The organism is Andreprevotia sp. IGB-42 (assembly GCF_009848685.1).
In the GTDB taxonomy this organism is placed as follows: domain Bacteria; phylum Pseudomonadota; class Gammaproteobacteria; order Burkholderiales; family Chitinibacteraceae; genus Andreprevotia.
Genome location: NZ_WXTX01000006.1, coordinates 71,944 through 93,482 on the forward strand (window position 1 = coordinate 71,944; position 21,539 = coordinate 93,482).

Annotated in this window: 17 protein-coding genes; 5 read left to right on the forward strand and 12 right to left on the reverse strand. The window is 60.4% G+C overall.

Annotation, left to right across the window (positions count from 1 at the left end):
- Window positions 1-79 precede the first annotated feature (79 nt).
- From IGB42_RS10760 to IGB42_RS10810, 11 genes are all read right to left on the reverse strand, one after another.
- Window positions 80-2,692 carry a [protein-PII] uridylyltransferase gene (locus IGB42_RS10760; RefSeq protein WP_236822547.1) on the reverse strand — a complete coding sequence of 871 codons (2,613 nt, stop codon included), beginning with the start codon at window positions 2,690-2,692 and terminating at the stop codon, window positions 80-82.
- Between the two features lie 9 nt (window positions 2,693-2,701).
- Entirely contained in the window at window positions 2,702-3,511 is an 810-nt protein-coding gene (map, locus tag IGB42_RS10765; RefSeq protein WP_159671337.1) for a type I methionyl aminopeptidase, read from the reverse strand.
- A gap of 190 nt (window positions 3,512-3,701) precedes the next feature.
- Window positions 3,702-4,187, reverse strand: coding sequence for a hypothetical protein (locus tag IGB42_RS10770; protein WP_159671340.1), 486 nt, complete (start codon window positions 4,185-4,187; stop codon window positions 3,702-3,704).
- Between the two features lie 79 nt (window positions 4,188-4,266).
- Window positions 4,267-5,619, reverse strand: a complete 1,353-nt coding sequence (locus IGB42_RS10775; protein ID WP_159671757.1) for an IS5 family transposase — start codon at window positions 5,617-5,619, stop codon at window positions 4,267-4,269.
- Window positions 5,620-5,873: 254 nt separating this feature from the next.
- Entirely contained in the window at window positions 5,874-6,530 is a 657-nt protein-coding gene (locus IGB42_RS10780; protein WP_236822548.1) for a glutathione S-transferase, read from the reverse strand.
- A gap of 95 nt (window positions 6,531-6,625) precedes the next feature.
- Window positions 6,626-7,993 carry a glycosyltransferase family 39 protein gene (locus tag IGB42_RS10785; protein ID WP_159671343.1) on the reverse strand — a complete coding sequence of 456 codons (1,368 nt, stop codon included), beginning with the start codon at window positions 7,991-7,993 and terminating at the stop codon, window positions 6,626-6,628.
- Window positions 7,994-8,243: 250 nt separating this feature from the next.
- Window positions 8,244-8,504, reverse strand: a complete 261-nt coding sequence (gene minE / locus IGB42_RS10790) for a cell division topological specificity factor MinE (RefSeq protein WP_159671346.1) — start codon at window positions 8,502-8,504, stop codon at window positions 8,244-8,246.
- 3 nt (window positions 8,505-8,507) lie between these two features.
- Window positions 8,508-9,317, reverse strand: a complete 810-nt coding sequence (minD, locus tag IGB42_RS10795; RefSeq protein ID WP_159671349.1) for a septum site-determining protein MinD — start codon at window positions 9,315-9,317, stop codon at window positions 8,508-8,510.
- Window positions 9,318-9,435: 118 nt separating this feature from the next.
- Window positions 9,436-10,143, reverse strand: coding sequence for a septum site-determining protein MinC (gene minC / locus IGB42_RS10800; RefSeq protein WP_159671352.1), 708 nt, complete (start codon window positions 10,141-10,143; stop codon window positions 9,436-9,438).
- Window positions 10,144-10,242: 99 nt separating this feature from the next.
- Entirely contained in the window at window positions 10,243-11,061 is an 819-nt protein-coding gene (locus IGB42_RS10805; protein ID WP_159671355.1) for a pyruvate, water dikinase regulatory protein, read from the reverse strand.
- Between the two features lie 7 nt (window positions 11,062-11,068).
- Complete coding sequence (locus IGB42_RS10810; RefSeq protein ID WP_159671358.1) at window positions 11,069-11,887, reverse strand: pyruvate, water dikinase regulatory protein; 819 nt, start codon at window positions 11,885-11,887, stop codon at window positions 11,069-11,071.
- Between the two features lie 281 nt (window positions 11,888-12,168).
- On the opposite strand from IGB42_RS10810, the gene ppsA reads away from it, so the two are divergent.
- Complete coding sequence (ppsA, locus tag IGB42_RS10815; protein WP_159671361.1) at window positions 12,169-14,601, forward strand: phosphoenolpyruvate synthase; 2,433 nt, start codon at window positions 12,169-12,171, stop codon at window positions 14,599-14,601.
- 451 nt (window positions 14,602-15,052) lie between these two features.
- A complete protein-coding gene (locus IGB42_RS10820; RefSeq protein ID WP_159671365.1) occupies window positions 15,053-16,258 on the forward strand; it encodes an aspartate aminotransferase family protein in 1,206 nt (401 codons plus the stop codon).
- Window positions 16,259-16,341: 83 nt separating this feature from the next.
- On the opposite strand, the gene cheB is transcribed toward IGB42_RS10820, so the two are convergent.
- The gene (gene cheB, locus IGB42_RS10825; protein WP_159671368.1) at window positions 16,342-17,574 is read right to left on the reverse strand and encodes a chemotaxis-specific protein-glutamate methyltransferase CheB; all 1,233 of its coding nucleotides are present in this window, start codon (window positions 17,572-17,574) and stop codon (window positions 16,342-16,344) included.
- Between the two features lie 140 nt (window positions 17,575-17,714).
- On the opposite strand from cheB, the gene astA reads away from it, so the two are divergent.
- The 3 genes from astA to astB are packed head-to-tail and all read left to right on the forward strand — an operon-like array spanning window position 17,715 to window position 21,537.
- Window positions 17,715-18,737 carry an arginine N-succinyltransferase gene (astA, locus tag IGB42_RS10830; protein ID WP_159671371.1) on the forward strand — a complete coding sequence of 341 codons (1,023 nt, stop codon included), beginning with the start codon at window positions 17,715-17,717 and terminating at the stop codon, window positions 18,735-18,737.
- Window positions 18,738-18,740: 3 nt separating this feature from the next.
- Window positions 18,741-20,198: a succinylglutamate-semialdehyde dehydrogenase gene (gene astD / locus IGB42_RS10835; protein ID WP_159671374.1), complete on the forward strand. Its 1,458-nt coding sequence runs from the start codon at window positions 18,741-18,743 to the stop codon at window positions 20,196-20,198.
- Between the two features lie 10 nt (window positions 20,199-20,208).
- Complete coding sequence (gene astB / locus IGB42_RS10840; protein ID WP_236822549.1) at window positions 20,209-21,537, forward strand: N-succinylarginine dihydrolase; 1,329 nt, start codon at window positions 20,209-20,211, stop codon at window positions 21,535-21,537.
- The last annotated feature ends 2 nt before the right edge of the window (window positions 21,538-21,539 follow it).

The following is a 21,539-nucleotide window of genomic DNA, read 5'->3' on the forward strand; positions in this document are numbered from 1 at the left end:
TGGAAATGGACAGCTTGCAGGCTAACCGGCCTGCCGCCAATCCGCCACGCCACTTTTCATGCTTGCTTCATGTGCGGCTTCAATTGACCTGCACTGCCTGCAGCAATTCGCCTTCCAGCCGGCGCACCGCCAGTTCATCGCCAAGGATGGGGCCGGAAATGAGGAAATGGTCTTCCGCTCGCTCGCCCAGCGTCATGATCTTGGCGCTCTGGATGTCGATACGGTGTGTGGCCAGTACGCGCGCAATGGTCGAAAGCAAACCGGTACGGTCACCGGCGGTGATGGCCAGCACGTTGTATTTGCCGCGTTCGTCGGGGCGGATCAGCACGTGTGGCTGTACCGGAAAGTGCTTCTGCTGGCGCGAGATGCGCGCCTTGGGGGGCGCGGGTAGCGCTTGCGCTTCCTGCAACTGCTTGCCCAGTTCGTATTCCACATAGCCGATCAGGTCGCGGTAGTTCTCGCCGCGGTGCTCGGGAATGAACACATAGAAACTGTCCAGCGCATAGCGGCTGCGCGTGGTATGCACCTGTGCATCGAAGATGCTGTAGCCGGCGCGCTCGAAAAAAGCACAGGTACGGGCAAACAGATCCGGCGTATCCGGTGTGTAGACCAGCACCTGCAAGCCTTCGCCGGATTCGGACAGCCGCGCCCGCACGATGGGTTCTTTGGTGGCAATGCGGTTGAACAGCATGCGCGTATGCCAAGCGATCTCCCGTGCGTCGTGGCGCAGGAAGTACACGGTATCGAGCTCATCCCAGAAGGCCTGGTGCGCATCTTCACGCAGCCCGTACAGCCGTACCAGTCGCAGTGCTTCTTCCTGGCGCTCTTCCAGCCAGCTTGCCGGTGGCAGTTGATCCTGGGCAAGGTAACGCTGCGTGGCCTTGAACAGGTCTTCCAGCAGCTTGGCTTTCCACGCGTTCCACACCTTGGGGCTGGTGCCGCGTATGTCTGCAACGGTCAGCAGGTAGAGTGCGTTCAGCCGGCGCTGGTCGCCCACCAGCGTAGCGAATTCCTGCACCACTTCCGGGTCGTAGACATCCTGCTTCTGCGCCACGTGGGACATGGTCAGGTGGTGTTCTACCAGCCACGGGATCAGCGCGCGGTCTTCATCGGGTAGCGGATGGCTGTTGACGAAATCCGCGGCAATATCCCGGCCGATGACCGAGTGATCGCCGCCACGTCCCTTGCCGATATCGTGGAACAGCGCCGCAAGATAGAGTACTTCCGGCCGATCGAATTCTTCGATCAGGCGCGAGCACAGCGGATATTCATGCGTGAACGCCGGCACGGCAAAGCGGCGCATGTTGCGCAACACCATCAGCGTGTGTTCGTCCACCGTGTATACGTGGAACAGGTCGTGCTGCATGCGGCCCACCAGATCGCCAAACTTGGGGATATAGCGGCCCAGTACGCCGTACTGGTTCATGCGCCGCAATACGCGGGTAAGGCCGCGTGGCTCGCGGAACAACTGGATGAACAGTAGCTTGTTGAGCGGATTGGCGCGGAACTGCTCGTCGATCTGCCCGCGCGCATGCCACAGCGCGCGCAGTGTTTCCGGGGAAATGTCGGTGATCTCGCGCTGCTGCTCGTGCAGCAGGAATAGCTCGATGATGGCTGACGGCTCGCGCTGGAAGATATCCGGCGCGGTGATTTCCAGCACGCTGCCGCGCAGCTGGAAGCGCGCATTCAGTGGTACCACCTTGATGCCGATCTGCGAGAAGATCCGCCCGCGCAGCGCATGCACCAGCAACGGCGTGAGCTGGCTGACGATGCGCGCCGCACGGTAGTAGTGCGCCATCAGGCGCTCGCTGCCACGGTTGACGAGGTCGTCTTCAAAGCCGAAATCACGCGCCAGTGCATTCTGGTAATCGAACAGGATGCGGTCTTCGCGGCGTTTGGCCAACCAGTGCAGCTGGATGCGGATCACGCGTAGCGTGCGCTCTGCGCGGCGCAGCTTCTGGCTTTCCTCGCGCGTGAGCATGCCCAGTGCCGCCAGTGCACGCCAGTCGCGCCCCAGCCCCAGGCTGGCGGCAATCCAGCCCACCAGGTGCAGATCACGCAGGCCACCCGGCGCCTCCTTGAGATTGGGTTCCAGCTTGTAGGTGGCATTGAGGAAGCGCCCGTAGCGGGCTTGTTGCTCCAGCAGCTTGGCTTCGAAGAATTCCTTCGGATCGATATAGCGGTGCACGGTATCGCGGAACAGCGCAAAGCGCGCGGCATCGCCGGTCAGGCGCCGGCACTCGAGCAGTGCCGTCTGCACGGTGATGTCTTTTTCCGCTTCATTAAGGCAATCGGCCAGCGTGCGTACCGCATGGCCGACTTCCAGCCCCACATCCCACAGCTCGCCGACGAAGATTTCCAGCTCTTCGAGCATGGCCGGCGCGGGCTGATCCGGCAGCAGGATCAGCAAGTCGATATCGGAGTGCGGAAACAGCTCGCCGCGCCCATAGCCGCCCACGGCGATCAACAGTGCTTCATCGGGGAAGCGGTGGCGGTTCCACAGTTCGGCCAGCGTGCGGTCGGTCAGCCGGGCCAGCTTGCGCAATAGCGGGACACTGGCGGCAGGCGTGGAAAAACGCGCTTGCAGTGCAGCCTTGCCGGCAAGGTAGTCTTGTCGCAAGGCCGTAACAGGTCGTGGAGGGGCCAGCATGCCGGGCGCTGCAGGTGGATCGATGACGCGCGCATCCGGCATGGGGGCTCCTTAGGCGAGCAGGTAACGTTCTGGCTTGGTGGGGGCACCGGCCGAAGTGGTCAGCACTTCGTAGCCTGTTTCCGTAACCAGGATGGTGTGTTCCCACTGTGCGGACAGGCTGCGGTCCTTGGTGACAATGGTCCACCCATCCGGCATCGATTTGATTTCGCGCTTGCCGGCGTTGATCATTGGCTCAATGGTGAAGATCATGCCGGCTTTGAGCTCGACGCCGGTACCGGCGCGGCCGTAATGCAGCACCTGCGGGTCTTCATGGAAGACCTTGCCGATGCCGTGACCACAGAATTCACGTACTACCGAATAGCCGGCTTTCTCCGCGTATTTCTGGATCGCTTCGCCGATATCGCCCAGGTGTGCACCGGCCCGCACTTTTTCGATGCCCAGCCACATGCAGTCATAGGTGACTTGCGACAGCCGCTTGGCGTGCTGCGCCACATGCTCGCCCACCAAGAAGCTGCGGCTGGTATCGCCGTGGTAGCCATCCTTGATCACGGTGATGTCGAGGTTGACGATGTCGCCGTCTTTTAGCGGTTTCTCGCCCGGAATGCCGTGGCAGATCACCTGGTTGACCGAGGTGCAGATGGCTTTCGGGTAGGGCGTATAGCCGGGCGGGCAATAATTGAGCGGTGCAGGGATGGTGCCCTGCACATTGGTCATGTATTCATGGCACAGCCGATCAAGCTCGCCGGTGGTGACACCGGGCTGCACGAACGGGGTGATGTAATCGAGCACTTCACTGGCCAGACGGCCGGCAATGCGCATGCCGGCAATGTCTTCCGCTGTCTTGATGATAATGGACATGGGCTTTCCTGAATGGCATGCGTCCAGCTTGGCGCTGCCATGCAATTTGTTAGGGTCAGGCTGATTTTACCGCCTTGCGCCTGTCAGTAACACGATATTCTTGCCATATAGATGGTGTAGCGTGCGCGGCTTTGCAATGGCGCAATGGCGGTTGTACCTGCCTGATGCCAATCCATGTGGATTTGCGGCCTTATTTGCCGTCGATATTGCCGATGAATGCCTGCACTTCCATGGGGCGGTAAAGCACCTCGCCGGGGCTGGCATAAACGGTGAGCTTGCCCTTCTCGACCAAGCCCACTTCCAGCTTGCGATTCTGCGTATCGATCAATACGTAGCCGGCTTCCATGCCGCCCTGATGCGCCTTGTTGCCGGTTACATACAGCACGCGATCCTGCGATAGCGGCCCTTGCGTGGCGGTATTGGCGCGCAGCACCGCGATCTTGTCGCCCAGCAGTTTTTTCAGCTCGGGTGCGATCGGGCTCAAATAGGTAAACAGGCCCAGATCGGCCGGGTACTGGCCCACATGCTGTTCCAGCACTTGCCAGTCGTTGCCGGCCAGGCGCACCGCGCTCTCCTTGAGTGCCTTGCCGTGCTCGGCAAGCTCGCGTTGTACCTTGCTGGCATCGAGGCCGGTGCTGTCGAGTGCGGCGCTGGCCTGCTGCTTGAGGCTATCCACTGCAGCACGTGCCTCCTGCGCAACGGTTGATGCGGTGTGCTGCTTGACGCTATCGAGTCGGGTCTGAATAATTCGTTTTTCACACCACCATGTTGGCTGAAGGCCGGTAAGGGGCCTGAGCATCATCCAGCAACTGGTAATAAGCCAACCCGATCAGGGCGCAAAGAAGCCGCAGCTTCTTCAGAATCAACCGTAGGTTGTGTCCGCAACCGCACAGCAGGGCGTGGAAGGCATCGCCTTCCGCGCCTTTCAGCCAGTTCCGCCGCAGCCTGCCGTCGTTTTTCATGTGGCCGATGACGGGTTCGATGGCGCTGCGCCTCTTGATGTCCCGTTTCAAGCGGGTGGTGATGCCCCGCTTCAGATTCCGGTGATAAACCTTGATGTCGTTCGGTGCCGAATGACCGCGATAACCCAGATCCACAAACACTTCCTTCGGCCGGCGACTGGTCAGAATTTCCAGCTGCTCCAGTGCTTCGTGCAGCGTATGACCGTCATACGGATCGCCTGGCAGACTGCGCATGCCGACCACCGGTCCTTCCTTGTGGGTGGTGGCCACCGAGACTTTGACGCCAAATTCATAGGGCTGGCGGGCCTTGCCTTTGCTGATGCATTCCACTTCGGGGGCATGCAGGCTGTACAGCTTGTTCTTGTCCTTCTTCTGCTGGGTGAGCAAGCGCTCGACCTTGTGCAGCAGTTCGCGACTCTTGTCATGCAGTGCGGCAGGAATGCGCTCCACCTGGCGTGAGACATCGCGCCACACTCGGCCGACCAGGGTTTTCAGCTTCTTCAGGCTGCTGCGCATCCGCTTGTACTGTTTGGCGTGCGCGTAGCGACCAATCTGGCCGGCCAGCTTCGGGGCTTCGCGGTTGTAATTCTGTCGCAGCGTCAATCCGGCTTCCGTCGCCAGCTTCACCAGCTGCTCGCGCCCGCAATTGAGCAGGCGGCTGTCAGTCGGATGCGCAATGGCTTTTTCCTGCACGGTGCTGTCGACAATCACTTTGTCGAAACTCTGACGTTTGACGATACCGGTGGATTCCGCGGCGCGGATCGTTTGTGTGAGCAGCCATTCCAAGCCTTCTTCACCAATCCGCTGGCGCCAGCGGGTCAGCGAACTGGGATCAATCGGCGGCTGGTGCTGGAACCAGGTTTCGCCGCAGAACAGTTGCCAGTAGGGATTCTCCACCCAGCCCCAGACCACATCCTCATCCGACAGGTCAAAGGTGTGCTGCAGATAAAGCAGGCCAGCAATCAGCCTTGGGGGTAGCGCTGGCCGGCCACGCTGAGAAGGAAACAGGCCCGCCCACTCCCGCTCGAACACCGCCCAGTCGATGTGCTCCGCCAGTTTGACCAGCGGATGGCGAAGATTGACCAGCTCATCCAGACGCTGGCGAAACAGATCGTTGGACTTGGGTATCAGTGGCTTGGGACCCATGCTGGCCTCGGAAATTTGCAAGGAATCGCAGCCATTTTAATGAAAACTTGCAAATTCATGAGTGGGGTGTGGCTGGATTTTTCATATAAATCAGTCGGATATGAATTGTTCAGACCCGACTATCGAGCGCCTGATCGCAGGCGGTGAGGCCCAGTGCTGCTGCAAATAGCAGGATTCGTTTCATTGCCGGGTTTTATGGTTGCGGTATGCGTATCGGGATAGGAGTCCCGGCGGCGCTGCGGGTTCCGCAGTGCTCAGTCAGGAAAAACAACCGGGGCATCGCCGGGCTGCCATTGCGGGTATTTCTGCATGGCCGGTTCGAACCACGGGTCGTTCACGATGCCGGCCAGCCACGCGCGCAATGCGGGATAGGGGGAGGCGGCAAACCATGCTGCATCGACTTGGGCAAACTGGCGGATGAAGGGTGCAATGGCGATATCCGCCAGGCAAAGCGTATCCCGGCACAATGCGCCGTGGCGCTGTATGCGTGCATTCAGCCCGGCCAGTATGTGCTCTGCAGCCTGCCGGTATTGCACCTGGCTTTGTTCCGCATGGCGCTCCGGGTATTTGTAGCGGTCCAGCAGTGGCTTGAAGTCCTGATCGTTCAGCGCAAGCAGCACCTCGATATCCACAGCGCAGTGGGCATCCGTTGCCGCCAGCCAGTCGCCGGGGTCATGCTGTTGCAGCGCCCAGCGCATGATATCGGCGCTTTGTTCCAGTACCTGTCCCGCGGGGGTGATCAATATCGGCACCGTACCCTTGGGGGACGCTTGCAGCAAAGCGGCTGGCTTGCTGCGCAACACCACTTCGCGCAACACCACCCGCACACCGCTGTGCATGATGGCCAGCCTGGCGCGCATTGCGTAGGGGCAGCGGCGGAATGAGTACAGGATTGGTATCGGGTCTATCACGCATATTTCCGTAACGGGTATTCAGCCAGCGGCGCTGCCGGTTTTGATCAAGTCCGCATCTGCCGGGCAAGGTGACGAACGCCAATTTGCAAAGATCATTGGCTTTTGCCGCCTTCGGGAGCGCTGTTTGCAGGTGCTTTCCCGTTATCTGCATCAGTCTGCACACCGTCTTGTTGTTTCTTCAGCAATAGTGGACATAACTGGATGAGTAGCCAGAAAGCCAATCCATAGCATAAAGGGCGGATTGGAATACTGTAGCGGGGAAAAGGCGAGCCAATCGCGTGGAATGCAATGAAGTAGAGCACGACGATACCCGTGATTTGCAATGCAAAATTGGCCGTATCGCGTTTGAACAGGAAATAAATACATGCAGCTGCTGCCAACAACATCATCGGCAGATGCGCTAGCTTGGCCAGTCTGTGCGTCTGAATGAAAAGACCGTTATCAGCGTAAGGTGTTTTTGGTTGCGCGTAAATGACTGCATCACCTATGCTTTCAGTCAGATCCCAGCTCAGGAATTGGACAGGCTTGCCAAACAAGATCCAGCCCATATACCGTGCAGGCTCCGCTTTGAAGTGATCGATGGTAAGCGTTATTGCATCCCCGACAGAATTGATTTTCCTAGTTTCAAACCGGTAAGGATAGCCATAGGTTTCCGGCTTGTCCTGATACATCATGTTGATATAGGAACCGTGATGAATGAAATTAACCGAAAGTTGTGGATCGCTCATGCGGCCAATGGCTAGTTCGTTGCGTATGCTCCAACCGGAAAACGCGATGAAAAAAGGCAGGATCAGGCAGGCAAGTGCACGCCAGCCTATCTGCTTTCTATAAACAGCCCATGCAAATACCAATATATAGACAGCAACCAGCAGCATGGTAGTAGGCCGTACTAGCCAGCTTGCTGCCAATAGCAGGCCACTCAGAATGAACAGCAATGTATTGGCTCGTTCTCTGGCAAGAACAAGCGTATATACATGGGTTATGAGCAGGAAAGTAAAAAGCGATTCGGTCAGGATGTAAACGGAAATGTTGATCAGATGGGGACTGATTGCCGTCAGCAAGCCGCAGGCAATGGCTGCCCAGAAAGGCATGATTTTGCGGAAAATCAACATGGAAAAGAGGGTGGTCAACGCACCAAGTAGCGCCTGCAGATAAAGCACCGCAGTCAGCCCCAGATCATTGCGGCCGGCATCCACGAAGGGCGCAATGAAAAACGCGTAGCCGGGCGCACGCAATGCATCGGGGTGAGGTATCACGCTTTGCGCTAAAGGCATCGCATTTGAGTAAACGCCATGCGTTTTCAGATTGAAGGCGTAGGCAAGATAGTCCCGTGCATCACCCCGTATCAAACCATCGATCAATGTAGTACCGACTGCCGTGGCGTTCATGTACAGCGAGAAAATGGTGACGGCGAGTAATAGAACCCAATGTAATCGCTGCGGATTCTTATCAAAATACATTGCTGTTTCTCATTGGATATCTCGGCGGTTGAAGTGCGAGTTTCAGAATGACGGATGGTTCAACGCTGCCGCAATTCATCTGGTTTTGCGGTTTGCGTTTGAATAGCGCTGGTTCCGAGCATAGAAGAAATTCATTACATCAAGCTTATCACGAACCTTCGCATGCTATCGCATGAACAAAAAAAGGTCGCAAGCGACCTTTTTTTTACCATCGTCAAATGCATTGGCATACCGGGCACTGCGTGAAGGCTCAGCGCTTGGCAGCCTCGGGCAGCACGATGTTCACTTCGAGTACCTCGAAGTCGTCCTTTTTTTCCAGCTGTACCTTGATGTCGTCCGGATTGATGGCCACGTACTTGGAAATGACTTCGATCAGTTCACGCTGGAGTTGCGGCAGGTAGTCGGGCGCATCGCGGCCGGCGCGTTCGTGCGCCAGAATGATCTGCAGGCGCTCGCGGGCAACGCTGGCGGTTTTTTTCTTCTCGCCGAAGAAGTAGCTCAGTATCGACATGGCTTAAGCTCCGAATAGCCGTTTCCAGAACGGGGCCTTCTCCGCTTCGATGAAGCGCAGCGGCTTTTCTTCACCCAGAAAGCGGGCAACGACGTCCTTGTAGGCTTCGGATACATCGGTGCTGGCCAGGTGGATGGCCGGTGTGCCCGCATTGGACGCCTGCAGCACGGTTTCCGATTCCGGTATCACGCCGATCAGCGGGATGCGCAGCAGGTGCTGTACGTCATCCAGCGACAGCATCTCACCCGAATCCACCCGTTTGGGGCTGTAGCGGGTGATCAGCAGGTGCGTCTTCACCGCCAGACCTTCTTCGGCCTTGCGCGATTTGGCATCCAGGATGCCGATGATGCGGTCGGAATCGCGTACCGAGCTCACTTCCGGGTTGGTGACGATCAGCGCTTCCTCGGCAAAATAAGCGGCCATCAGTGCACCACTTTCGATGCCGGCCGGGCTGTCGCACACGATGTAGTCAAAGCCATCGTCAGCCAGTTCCTTGAGCACCTTTTCTACGCCTTCGCGCGTCAGCGCATCCTTGTCGCGCGTTTGCGATGCTGGCACGATGAACAGGTTGTCGCAGTTCTTGTCCTTGATCAGTGCCTGGCGCAGGCTGGCTTCGCCCTGGATCACGTTGATCAGGTCGTATACCACGCGGCGCTCGCAGCCCATGATGAGATCCAGGTTGCGCAGGCCCACGTCAAAATCGATGACGGCGGTCTTGAAGCCGCGCAAAGCCAGACCGGATGCAAAACTGGCGCTGGTGGTGGTTTTGCCCACACCGCCCTTGCCGGAGGTAACGACGATAATTTTTGCCACGTTTGATGTCCTTCGTCGAATAGCGTTATTCAGTTTTCGTGTCGATTGCACGCCAGTGCGGCAATCACCACCATGCGCAGCACGCCGGCATGGCAGCTGATATGGGGTGGTGCGCGGCCTAGCCGCTGAGCGCCTCGATCACCAGCTTGTCTTGGTCCAGGTAAACCTGCGCTGCGCGCTCGCGGATCGCCACCGGCAGCGTTTCGTCCAGCGAGCGATAGATGCCCGCCACCGAAACGAGCTCGGCTTCCATGCAGGTGGTATAGACACGCGCGGTGGTATCGCCGCGTGCGCCGGCCAGGGCTCGCCCGCGTAGTGGCGCATAAACATGGATATTGCCGTCCGCGATCACTTCCGCGCCGGCCGAAACCAGCGCCAGCACCACCAGATCGCCGCCCTTGGCGTACACCTGCTGGCCGGTACGCACCGGTCGGGTGACCACCATGGCGGGCACCCGCACTTCTGCAGCCTTGCTGACGGGGGCGGGCGGCGTCACGCCGTCTTCATGCAGGATGATCAACCCGGCTTCGCGCGCGGCTGCACGCTGATCCGGGTTGCCGCCGCGTGCTGCCACGGGTTTGAGCTGATACTGGCGCAGCATCTGCACCAGTGCGGCCACTTCCACTGCGGCAGGCAGGTCAGGCAGGCTATCGAAATCGATGGCAAGCTGCTCGCCGGACAACATGTGCTCGCCACTGCCCAATTGCTCGCGCAGCGCGCTTTCCAGCTTCACCGGGTCCAGCGTGGCGGGAACAAAGGTCAGCAGCTTCAGGCCAACGCTGCGGAATTCAAAAGCAGAAGCGGGATCGGGGAAACGCTGGGACATAGTAGCCGGAAACAATTTATTGCCCGCGAGTTTACCGTGTCGGTCCTGTGGGTGAAAGCCGATTTATTCATGCCGGCAAAGCAGCGCCAAAACGCACTGTCAGTGGATGCGCCGCTTCAATCCGGCATTGAGCAGGATATTGGTGGCCAGCTCTTCGATCGACAATTTGGTGGTATTGAGAAAAACAATGCCCAGCTGGCGCATCAGGTTTTCCGCCTCCGTCACTTCGTGCTGGCACGCGGCCAGCGTGGCGTACTGGCTGCCGGGCTTGCGTGATTCGCGGATCACGGTCAGCCGTTCAGGCTCGATGGTCAGTCCGAACAGCTTGGTGCGATGCGGATGCAGCGGTTTGGGCAAGGTGTGACGATCGAAGTCCTCCGGTGCCAACGGGTAATTGGCAGCCTTGATGCCGTATTGCAGCGCCAGATACAGGCAGGCGGGCGTTTTACCCGCGCGGGATACGCCTACCAGAATGATATCGGCCTCGGCCAGGTTCTTTGCCATGCTGCCGTCATCATGACTCATCGCATACTGGATGGCATCGATGCGGTTCTTGTATTCCTCGAAACTGGCAATGCCATGCACCTTGCCGGCCAGATGCGTTGAACCCAGCCCCAATTCCTGTTCCATCGGGCCGATGAAATGACCGAAGAAATCCAGCACCAGTGCTTCGTCAATCTGGAACAGGCTGCGCAGATCCTCGTCGATCAGTGTGGAAAACACCATGGGCCGGCAGCCGTCAATGCGTGCTTGCTCGCGGATCTGCGCAACGGCAGCATGTGCTTTTTCACGGGTATCGATGTAGGGCAGGGTGATGCGGCGGAAATCCACCCCCTCGAACTGCACAGTCAGGCTGTGGCCCAGCATCTCTGCGGTGATGGCGGTACGGGCGGAAACGAAAAAGGCGGTGCGGGGCATGGCCGGCCTAATAGGTACGGCGGGTCAGCCCGGCCGTATGCATGATGGAGGTGGCGAGCTCCTCGATGGAGCGGGTAGTCGAGCTCAAGTGCGGCACGCCCACCTGGCGCATCAGTACCTCGGCCTCGGCCACTTCGTATTCGCAGTTGTCCAGCGCGGCGTATCGACTGCCCGGTTTCCGTTCCTCGCGGATCTGGTTCAGGCGCACCGGATCGATGGTCAGGCCGAACAGCTTGTTGCGGTAAGGCAGCAGCAGCTTGGGCAAGGTGTGGTTGCCGAAGTCTTCCGGCGTGAGCGGATAGTTGGCAGCCTTGATGCCGTACTGCAGCGCCAGGTACAGGCAGGTCGGCGTTTTGGCCGAGCGCGATACACCGACCAGGATGATGTCTGCGTCGTTCAGATCCCGCGGCATCACGCCATCGTCGTGCGCCAATGCAAAATTTACCGCATCGATACGGGTTTTGTATTCCTCGAAATTAACGATGCCATGCGATTTGCCCACGGTATGGCTGGATTCACGCCCCAGTGCCTTTTCCAGCGGGCCGATGAATATCTCGAAGAAATCCAGCGTCAGCGCTTCTTCCACCGCAATCAGCTTGCGCAGTTCTTCACCCACGATGGTGGAAAAAACCAGCGGCTGGCATTGGTCTTCCGCCGCCTGGCGACGGATTTGTTCGGCTACCTTCAGGGCTTTTTCCGGCGTATCGACATACGGCAGCGTTACGCGCCGGAAATTCACGTCCTCAAACTGCGTGATCAGGCTATGGCCGAGCATTTCGGCAGTAATGCCGGTACGATCGGAAATGAAAAAGGCGGTGCGCGGCACGGGGCCTCCTGATTGTGCGCTTGCAATAATTGCCCAGCATATCCAGCCTGTGGGGCCAGCACGCTGCGGGAAATCCAGTATCCATTCGTTTTAGCCCAAAGAGTGGCGCGCAGCGCGGCGATCAGACTTGAACAGCGCCCACGCCGGATTGAAGTTGCATCATGCGGGAAAGCGGCTACGCGATTGTCCCGATTAAGCGTGTGGCCTTTGCTTGCCTAGAATGGCTTATCGCGGCGCAACATGGCTGTGCCGCCCCATCTTCCTTTGCAAGGTTCCTGCCCATGCCCACATCCCATCTCGACAGCACCGTGAACGCCGCCCGGAATGTGATCGACTTCGTTGAACTGCGCATGAGCGATGTCGAATCCGTTGGCGGCAAGAATGCTTCGCTGGGCGAAATGATTTCCCAGCTCGCCGCCAAAGGGGTACGCGTACCCGGTGGCTATGCCACTACGGCCAATGCCTATCGCATTTTCCTGGCGCACAACAATCTGGCGCAGCGCATCGATGATGTACTGGCCACGCTGGATGTCGATGACGTGAAAGCGCTGGCGCAGGCCGGCAAGCTGATTCGCGAGCAGATACTGGGCACGCCATTCCCGGCCGCGCTGGAGGCCGAAGTGCGTAGCCACTACGCAGCCTTGGGTGAGAACGTGACCGTGGCGGTGCGTTCGTCGGCAACGGCCGAGGATTTGCCGGATGCATCGTTCGCCGGCCAGCAGGAAACCTATCTGAACATCGTGGGCGCGGATAACGTGCTGGAAGCCATCAAGCATGTATTTGCATCGCTGTATAACGACCGCGCCATTTCCTACCGCGTGCACAAGGGCTTCGATCACAAGCTGGTGGCGTTATCGGCCGGCGTGCAGCGCATGGTGCGCTCCGATCTGGGCGCTGCCGGTGTGATGTTCAGCATCGATACCGAAACGGGTTTCGACCAAGTGGTGTTCGTGACTGCGAGCTACGGCCTGGGCGAAACCGTGGTGCAGGGTGCGGTTAACCCGGATGAATTCTATGTGCACAAGCCTACGCTGCAGGCTGGCCGCCCGGCGGTGGTGCGCAAGCACCTGGGAAGCAAGGCCATCAGGATGGAGTTCGATTTGCAAGCGTCTGCAGGCAAATCGGTCCGCACCGTGCCGGTTGGCGATGCCGAGCGCCGACAGTTTTCGATCAGCGATGCCGAAGTGGAAGAGCTGGCGCGCTACGCACTGATCATCGAACAGCACTACGAGGGCGCGATGGACATCGAATGGGGCCGCGATGGCGTCGACGGCAAGCTCTACATCCTGCAGGCGCGCCCGGAAACGGTGAAGTCGCAGGAAGCCGCCGCAGACAAGCTCAGCAAATTCCGCATGCTGGAGAAAGGTCAGTTGCTGAGCGAGGGCCGGGCTGTAGGCCAGAAAATCGGCGCCGGCACGGTGCGGGTGATCCGCGATGTATCCGAGATGGATCTGGTACAGCCAGGCGACGTGCTGGTATCCGACATGACTGATCCGGACTGGGAGCCGGTGATGAAGCGTGCCGCCGCCATCGTCACCAACCGTGGCGGGCGCACCTGCCATGCGGCCATCATTGCGCGCGAACTGGGTATTCCTGCGGTGGTAGGCACCGGCGATGCCACCCGGGTGCTGGAAGACGGCATGGCCGTCACCGTATCGTGTGCCGAGGGCGATACCGGCAATATCTATGCTGGCATCCTCAAGTTCGAGAAAATGGAAGTCGCGCTGGCCACCATGCCGCCGTCGCCGGTCAAGCTGATGATGAATGTCGGCAATCCGGAGCTGGCATTCGAGTTTGCCCAGTTGCCGAACGAGGGCGTGGGCCTGGCGCGGCTGGAATTCATCATCAACCGCATGATCGGTGTGCACCCCAAGGCACTGCTTGCCTACCCGAACCTGGCGCCTGAACTCAAGGGTAAGGTGGAGGAGCGCATCGCCGGCTACCGTTCCGCGGTGGATTTCTACGTGGATAAACTTGCCGAGGGCATTGCCACGCTGGGCGCGGCATTCTGGCCCAAGAAAGTGATCGTGCGGCTGTCCGACTTCAAATCCAACGAGTACGCCAACCTGATCGGCGGCCCGGAATACGAGCCGCACGAGGAAAACCCGATGATCGGTTTCCGTGGTGCAGCGCGCTATGTGGACCCGGGCTTTCGCGATTGCTTCGAGCTGGAATGCCGCGCGGTGAAAAAGGTGCGCGACGTGATGGGGTTGACCAATGTGGAGGTGATGATTCCCTTCGTGCGGACCTTGGCCGAAGCCGCCAAGGTGATCGAGCTGCTGGAAGCCAATGGCCTCAAGCGTGGTGCAGGCGGCCCGGACGGCAATGCGCCGCTACGCGTGATCATGATGTGCGAGATCCCTGCCAACGCGGTGCTGGCTGAGCAGTTCTTGCAGTATTTCGACGGCTTCTCGATCGGCTCCAACGACATGACGCAGCTCACGCTGGGCATAGACCGCGATTCCGGCGGCCCGGTATCGCTGAGCTTCGATGAGCGCAACGATGCGGTGAAGGCGATGCTGGCGATGTCGATTGCTGCCTGCCGCAAGCTCGGCAAGTATGTGGGCATCTGCGGGCAGGGCCCGTCGGATCACCCCGATTTTGCGCAGTGGCTGGTCGGGCAGGGGATAGAAACCATCTCGCTCAATCCGGATACCGTGGTGGAAACCTGGCTTTATCTGGCCGAAGAGGCGGGGAAAAAGACAGCGGGTTGAGCCGAAAGGCGGGGTGCAGTGCACGCACACAGAGCCTGCACAGCTGCCTTGCTTTACCCGGTGATGCAGCAGTGATGTCGCAGCGTAAAGCGGGTACCCCGGGATGGATGAGCCGGTGCGTTGATCCCGTTGCTGCGCCTTCCGGTAACCGGGCGGCTTCCATCTCCGTGGCCACTACTTGCCGATGACCGGCTACTGCTATCCCGAGCTGTTGCTGCACTCATGAGCACAGGTGCCCGGATTGCGATGCATAAGCGGCGTGCAACACAAGCTGCGATTCAACGATGGCATGGGCGAAAGCACTTGCGAAGCGGCCATTCCATCACGTATTGCAACTGACAGACAGCAACCGCTACAGGTATTCTTGCGGGCTAGAACATCCCTGCGCGCATGCCCCGCCCGGGCTCCCGCTGCCGACGATCAACCGGATATGCACTGAAGAGGAATAGCCATGTCACAACCGAGCCGCCCCGATTTCGATCAATACATGGTGCCCAACTATGCACCCGCCGCCTTTGTGCCCGTGCGTGGCGCCGGCAGCCGCGTGTGGGATCAGGCCGGGAAAGAATATCTCGACTTTTCTGGCGGTATTGCCGTCAATGCGCTGGGCCATTGCCATCCGGCGGCGGTTGCCGCGCTGACCGAACAGGGCAGCAAGCTGTGGCATGTTTCCAATGTATTCACCAATGAGCCGGCACTGGCGCTGGCGGAAAAGCTGGTAGAAGCCACATTTGCCGACAAGGTGTTTTTCTGCAATTCGGGCGCGGAAGCGAACGAAGCGGCACTCAAGCTGGCGCGCCGTGCATCCATCGAGCGTTTCGGCGAGAAAAAGCACAAGGTCCTGTCTGCACTGAACAGCTTTCATGGTCGCACTTTCTTTACCGTGTGCGTGGGTGGGCAGCCCAAGTATTCGGATGGCTTCGGTCCCAAGCCCGAGGGCATTGCCTATTTCGAATACAACAACCTGGCCAGCCTGGAAGCGCTGATCGATGACGAGACCGCCTGCGTGATCGTCGAACCCATCCAGGGTGAAGGCGGCGTGACGCCGGCCACACAGGCATTCCTGGAAGGCGTGCGGGCGCTGTGCACCAAGCACAATGCACTGCTGATTTTCGATGAAGTACAAAGCGGCATGGGCCGTACCGGCCACCTGTATGCATACCAGGCCTATGGCGTAACGCCGGATATCCTGTCTTCCGCCAAGAGCCTGGGTGGCGGTTTTCCGATCGGCGCCATGTTGACCACCAGTGACGTTGCCAAGCATCTGGCTGTCGGCACGCATGGCACCACCTATGGCGGCAACCCGCTGGCGTGTGCGGTGGCTGGTGCGGTATTCGGCGTGGTGAACACGCCCGAAGTGCTGGCTGGCGTGAACACCAAACGTACGCGTTACGAGGCCGCACTGGCCCGCATCAACGGAGAAGTCGGCGTATTTGCCGAAGTTCGCGGCTTGGGCCTGCTGATCGGTGCGGAACTCAAGAGCGAATACGCAGGCCGTGCCAAGGACATTCTTGGCCTGGCTGCCGAAGAGGGCCTGATGGTGCTGATGGCCGGCCCGAACGTGATCCGCTTCGCACCATCGCTGGTGATCGACGATGCGGATATCGACGAAGGCATGGCGCGGTTTGCCAAGGCGCTGAGGCGTTTTGTCGGCTAAATAGCCGAAGCACGGCTGAAAGTGTGAAAAAGCCCGGGCTAGCCCCGGGCTTTTTCATGCGTGATGTACTGGAACCGGCGAGCCTAGCGGCCGGCGTAGCGCCCGATCAACCCGGCGATCTGCTGCAGCGGCACGATCTCCACGGCGCCGCCCATGCGGATGGCCTCGCGCGGCATGCCGAATACCGTGCAGGTTTTTTCGTCCTGCGCGTAGGTCATGGCACCCGATTCGCGCATTTCCCGCAGGCAGCGCGCGCCGTCGTCCCCCATGCCGGTCAGCAGGAAGCCCACGCCATTCTGGCCGGCGGCGCTGGCGGTGGAGCGGAACAGTACGTCCACGGAGGGGCGGTGCCGGGTGATCAGCGGCCCATCGACGATATCCACGTAATACTGCTGACCATTGCGCTTGACGATGATGTGCTTGCCGCCCGGTGCAATCAGCGCCAGCCCGGTGCGCAGCTTGTCGCCGTTGACTGCCTGGCGGACTTCGATCTTGGACAAGCTGTTGAGCCGCGCGGCAAAGTTGGCGGTGAAGTTCTCCGGCATGTGCTGGACGATGACGATGGGCGGGCTATTGGCTGGCAGGCCCGGCAGGATCGCTTCCAGCGCCTGCACGCCACCTGTCGATGCGCCGATGGCAATCAGCGGGGCAGTGGGTTGCACCGCGCCGGCCCGGGGGGCAGGCAACAGCATGTCGGGCGACAATTTCGGGCCGGACATGCGCTCGTTGATCACCGATACCGCAGAGGAGGTCGTCGCGGGTGCCCGCTGTGTAGGCGTGGGGGCGGAAGGGGGTGCGGTGCGGAAAGCGGATGGCGCCGCTGCAGTCAGCGGGGTCGTCGCCCGCGTGGTGATCGGGCGCGGGGGTGGCGCTGCGGCGGGCTGCATCGCGCCGATACGTGGCGGTGGCTGGCGGGCCCCGCGGCTCATGCCGGCGGCGCGTACGGCCTGCACCAGGTTGGCAGAGCTATCCTGGATCTGCCGCATCATCAGCGAGCTGCGGCTGACCACCGCAACCGCACCATGTTCCATGGTCTGCAGTGCCAGTTTGTTGCTGCGTTCGGTGCTGGACGCAATGGCTACCGCAGGCACCTTGCGCTCGGTCTGCAGCGCGCGCAGCAGCACCACGCTGTCGGTGCCGGGAATATCCACATCGATTACCACCACATCCGGGCGCATGCTTCTGAACAGGCTGCGTGCCGAATGCGGATCGCCCGCCAGCCCGACCACCTCGAAACCCGGTGCTGCCTTGAGTGCATCACTCATGGCAAGGCGGGCAATTGGCGAATGATCGATGATCAGGACTTTGGTCGACATGCACTCAGTCTGGCAGGCGATGGTGTTTATTTATAGGTACAGATCGACCAATAAAGCTTTTCCCTGATTGGTGCTTTACCGAATGGCCGTTCAGGCGCCAGCTAACTAAGCTTCCGGGGTATATCTGCAAAGTGTTGCCAATGAGAATCCGACTTCTGAAATCTGCGGACCTGCAGGCCGTCATCGCGCTGGCGGGGGCTGCCGGTATTGGCGTCACCACGCTGCAGCCTGATGAGGAACGCCTGGCGCTGCGCATCGCCAGCAGCGAGGCTTCGGCTGCTAACGAGAAAGAGCTGGCCGAGGCCGGTTATTTCTTTACGCTGGAGGATGAAAGTACGGGGGAGCTGGCGGGCACCGCAGCCATCGAGGCCGCGGTGGGCCTGGCCGACACCTGGTACAACTACCGCGTGGGCCTGTCGGTGCACGCATCGCGTGAGCTGGGCATCTACAAGCAACTGCCCACGCTGTTTCTGACCTCGGATCTGACGGGCGCGTCCGAGCTGTGCTCGCTGTTCCTGCATCCGCAGTGGCGGCGCGACAGCAATGGCAGCTTGCTCTCGAAAAGCCGTTTTTTGTTCATGGCGGAATTTCCGGCGCGTTTTTCGCAGCGGGTGATTGCCGAAATGCGCGGGGTATCCGACGAAAGCGGGCAATCGCCGTTCTGGGAAAGCCTGGGCCGGCATTTTTTCCGGATGGATTTTGCCCGCGCCGATTTCCTGTCCTACGTGGGCAGCAAGTCATTCATCGCCGAGCTGATGCCCAAGTACCCGATCTATACCGCGCTGCTGTCTGAAGAGGCGCAGGCGGTGATCGGCGAAGTGCACCCGGCAACCAAACCCGCGCGGGGCCTGCTCGAGACAGAGGGCTTCCGATATCAGGGTTACATCGACATTTTTGATGCCGGCCCCACGCTGGAATGCTCGCTGGACGACATCCGCGCAGTCAAGGCCAGCGCCACCTTCAATGCGCTGGCAGTCAATGCGGAAACCCGCGGCGGGGCGCTGTGGCTGGTATCGAACCGCAAGCTGGCGGGCTTTTGCGCGACGCTGGCAGTAACAAGGCCACTGGAAGATGCGTTGCCGCTGACCAAGGCAGTGCTCGACCGGCTGGAAATCGAAGACGGCGACAGCGTGCGTGCCGTATTGCTGTCCGCCAGGGAGTAAGCGATGTTGTTGATCAATGGAAACTGGCTGGAGGGCGCTGCTGCGCCTTTCGAATCGCGCAATCCGGTAACGCAGGAAGCGGTCTGGCAGGGGCAGGCCGCGGCTGCCGCGCAGGTCGATACCGCGGTTGCTGCGGCGCGCGCCGCATTTGGCGGCTGGCGTGATCTGGAAAAAGAAGCACGCATTGCCGTGGTGCGCTGCTTTGCCGACCTGCTGCGTACCAATCAGGCCGATCTGGCTGCCATCATCGGCCGCGAAACCGGCAAGCCGCGCTGGGAGGCTGCCACCGAAGTCACCACCATGATCAACAAGATCGATATTTCGGTGCGGGCGCTGGAAGAGCGCACCGGGCAGAAGGAAGCCACGCAGGGTGATGCCACGGCAGTGCTGCGGCATCGTCCGCATGGCGTGGTGGCGGTGTTCGGTCCATACAACTTCCCCGGCCATCTGCCCAATGGGCATATCGTGCCGGCATTGCTGGCAGGCAACACGGTGATATTCAAACCGTCCGAACTCACCCCGCTCACCGCGCAGAAGACCACGGAGCTATGGCAGGCCGCGGGCCTGCCTGCCGGTGTACTGGGCCTGCTGCAGGGCGGGCGGGAAACAGGCCAGGCACTGGCTGCACATCCGCAGCTCGATGGCCTTTATTTCACCGGCAGCGCCGCCACCGGCTACCACCTGCACAAGGCGTTTGCCGGTAGCCCGGACAAGATCCTGGCGCTGGAAATGGGTGGCAACAATCCGTTGCTGGTGGAAGCCCTTGCCGATATCCCCGCCGCCATCCATCACGTGCTGCAATCCGCATTCATTTCTGCCGGCCAGCGTTGCACCTGCTCAAGGCGTTTGCTGGTGCCGCATGGCGAATGGGGCGACGGCTTCATCGCGCGGCTTGTTGCTGCCAGCGCCGCATTGCGCGTAGGTGCCTGGGATGAAGAACCGCCGCCTTTCATGGGCAGCGTGATCTCGCTTGCCGCTGCCGACGCGCTGCTGGCGGTCCAGCAGCAATTACTTGCTTGGGGCGCGGTCAGCGTGCTGGAAATGCGTCGTGCCAGGCCGCAAACCGCGTTGCTCACGCCTGGCATCATCGATGTCACCGCGATCGCCGAGTTGCCGGATGAGGAGTATTTCGGCCCCTTGTTGCAAATCCAGCGCTACACGACATTTGCACAGGCGTTGCAGCTGGCCAACGCCACGCGCTATGGGCTGGCAGCGGGGTTATTGTCCGATTCAGCCGCAAGCTACCAGCAGTTCTGGCGTGAGGTGCGCGCAGGCATCGTCAACTGGAACAAGCCACTAACCGGGGCGTCGAGCGCGGCACCATTCGGTGGCATCGGCGCATCGGGCAACCACCGACCAAGCGCGTATTACGCCGCGGATTATTGTGCGTATCCGGTGGCCTCGCTGGAGGCAGAAACGCTGGCATTGCCAACGCAGTTGCCGCCCGGCATGACCCTTTGAGGAGGGGCTGATGGCATTCGAAGCCAATTTTGATGGCCTGGTCGGCCCTACGCATCATTACGGTGGGCATTCGTTCGGCAACGTGGCATCCACCGGCAACGCCGGGCAGGCGGCCAACCCGCGCGCTGCCGCGCTGCAAGGGCTGGCCAAGATGAAGGCGCTGGCGGATCTGGGCTACCGGCAGGGTGTATTGCCGCCGCAGCAGCGCCCGGCGGTGTGGGAGCTGCGCAAGCTTGGCTTCGCCGGCAGCGATGAGACGGTGATCGCCAGCGCTGCCCGCAACGCACCGCAATTGCTGGCCAGCGTTTATTCCGCATCCAGCATGTGGACCGCCAACGCCGGCACGGTCAGCCCGTCCGCAGATACCGGCGACGCGCGCGTGCACTTTACTGTGGCCAATTTGCAGAACAAGTTTCACCGCGCCATCGAGCATGAGCAGACCGCCCGCACGCTGCGGGCGATATTCCGTGATGACGCACGCTTCGCCGTGCACGACGCGCTGCCCATGCATCCGGCGTTTGGCGATGAAGGTGCCGCCAATCACACCCGTTTTGCCAAACGCTACGATGAACCTGGCGTGGCGTTCTTCGTGTATGGCCGCCAGCACTGGGGTGGGCAGACAGAGCCGCAGAAGTATCCGGCAAGGCAGACGCTGGAAGCCAGCCAGGCGGTGGCCCGCCTGCACGGGCTGAGCGATGCGCACGTTGTGTATGCGCAGCAGAACCCGGCGGTGATCGATGCGGGCGTATTCCACAACGATGTGATCGCCGTGGGCAACCTGGATGTGCTGTTCTGCCATGAGCAGGCATTCCTTGACCGCCACGCTACCTACCGGGCGCTGGATGCCAGCCTGGGCGGCTTGCGCGTGGTCGAGGTGCCGCTCTCCGAGGTCAGCGTGGCCGATGCGGTGAAAAGCTATCTGTTCAACAGCCAGTTGCTCGACCGCGGCGATGGCAGCATGCGGCTGGTGGTGCCTGAAGAGTGCCGCAACCATGCCGCAGTGTGGCGCTGGCTGCAGGCGCATGTGCAGCCGGGCGCGGCAATTTCCGAATTGCTGGTATTCGATCTGAAGCAAAGCATGCAGAACGGTGGCGGGCCTGCCTGCCTGCGGCTGCGCGTTGCGCTCACCGATGCAGAAGCGGCTGCGGTGGTGCCGGGCGTATGGATGAACGAGCGATTGTTTGCCATGCTGGGTACATGGGTGGAAAAACACTACCGCGACCGCCTGGCCGAGGCCGATCTGGCCGACCCGCAACTGCCGCGGGAAGTACAAACAGCACTGGATGAGCTGACAGCGCTGCTGGGTCTAGGTAGCATTTACCCATTCCAGCTGAACTGAAG

What these genes read in the sequence shown, in the direction of transcription:
- IGB42_RS10775 (WP_159671757.1), bottom strand. Translation starts at nt 5,619, where the DNA reads ATGGGTCCCAAGCCACTGATACCCAAGTCCAACGATCTGTTTCGCCAG.
- map (WP_159671337.1), bottom strand. Translation starts at nt 3,511, where the DNA reads ATGTCCATTATCATCAAGACAGCGGAAGACATTGCCGGCATGCGCATT.
- IGB42_RS10820 (WP_159671365.1), top strand. Translation starts at nt 15,053, where the DNA reads ATGTCACAACCGAGCCGCCCCGATTTCGATCAATACATGGTGCCCAAC.
- IGB42_RS10805 (WP_159671355.1), bottom strand. Translation starts at nt 11,061, where the DNA reads ATGCCCCGCACCGCCTTTTTCGTTTCCGCCCGTACCGCCATCACCGCA.
- IGB42_RS10785 (WP_159671343.1), bottom strand. Translation starts at nt 7,993, where the DNA reads ATGTATTTTGATAAGAATCCGCAGCGATTACATTGGGTTCTATTACTC.
- ppsA (WP_159671361.1), top strand. Translation starts at nt 12,169, where the DNA reads ATGCCCACATCCCATCTCGACAGCACCGTGAACGCCGCCCGGAATGTG.
- astB (WP_236822549.1), top strand. Translation starts at nt 20,209, where the DNA reads ATGGCATTCGAAGCCAATTTTGATGGCCTGGTCGGCCCTACGCATCAT.
- astD (WP_159671374.1), top strand. Translation starts at nt 18,741, where the DNA reads ATGTTGTTGATCAATGGAAACTGGCTGGAGGGCGCTGCTGCGCCTTTC.
- IGB42_RS10760 (WP_236822547.1), bottom strand. Translation starts at nt 2,692, where the DNA reads ATGCCGGATGCGCGCGTCATCGATCCACCTGCAGCGCCCGGCATGCTG.
- astA (WP_159671371.1), top strand. Translation starts at nt 17,715, where the DNA reads ATGAGAATCCGACTTCTGAAATCTGCGGACCTGCAGGCCGTCATCGCG.
- minC (WP_159671352.1), bottom strand. Translation starts at nt 10,143, where the DNA reads ATGTCCCAGCGTTTCCCCGATCCCGCTTCTGCTTTTGAATTCCGCAGC.
- cheB (WP_159671368.1), bottom strand. Translation starts at nt 17,574, where the DNA reads ATGTCGACCAAAGTCCTGATCATCGATCATTCGCCAATTGCCCGCCTT.
- minE (WP_159671346.1), bottom strand. Translation starts at nt 8,504, where the DNA reads ATGTCGATACTGAGCTACTTCTTCGGCGAGAAGAAAAAAACCGCCAGC.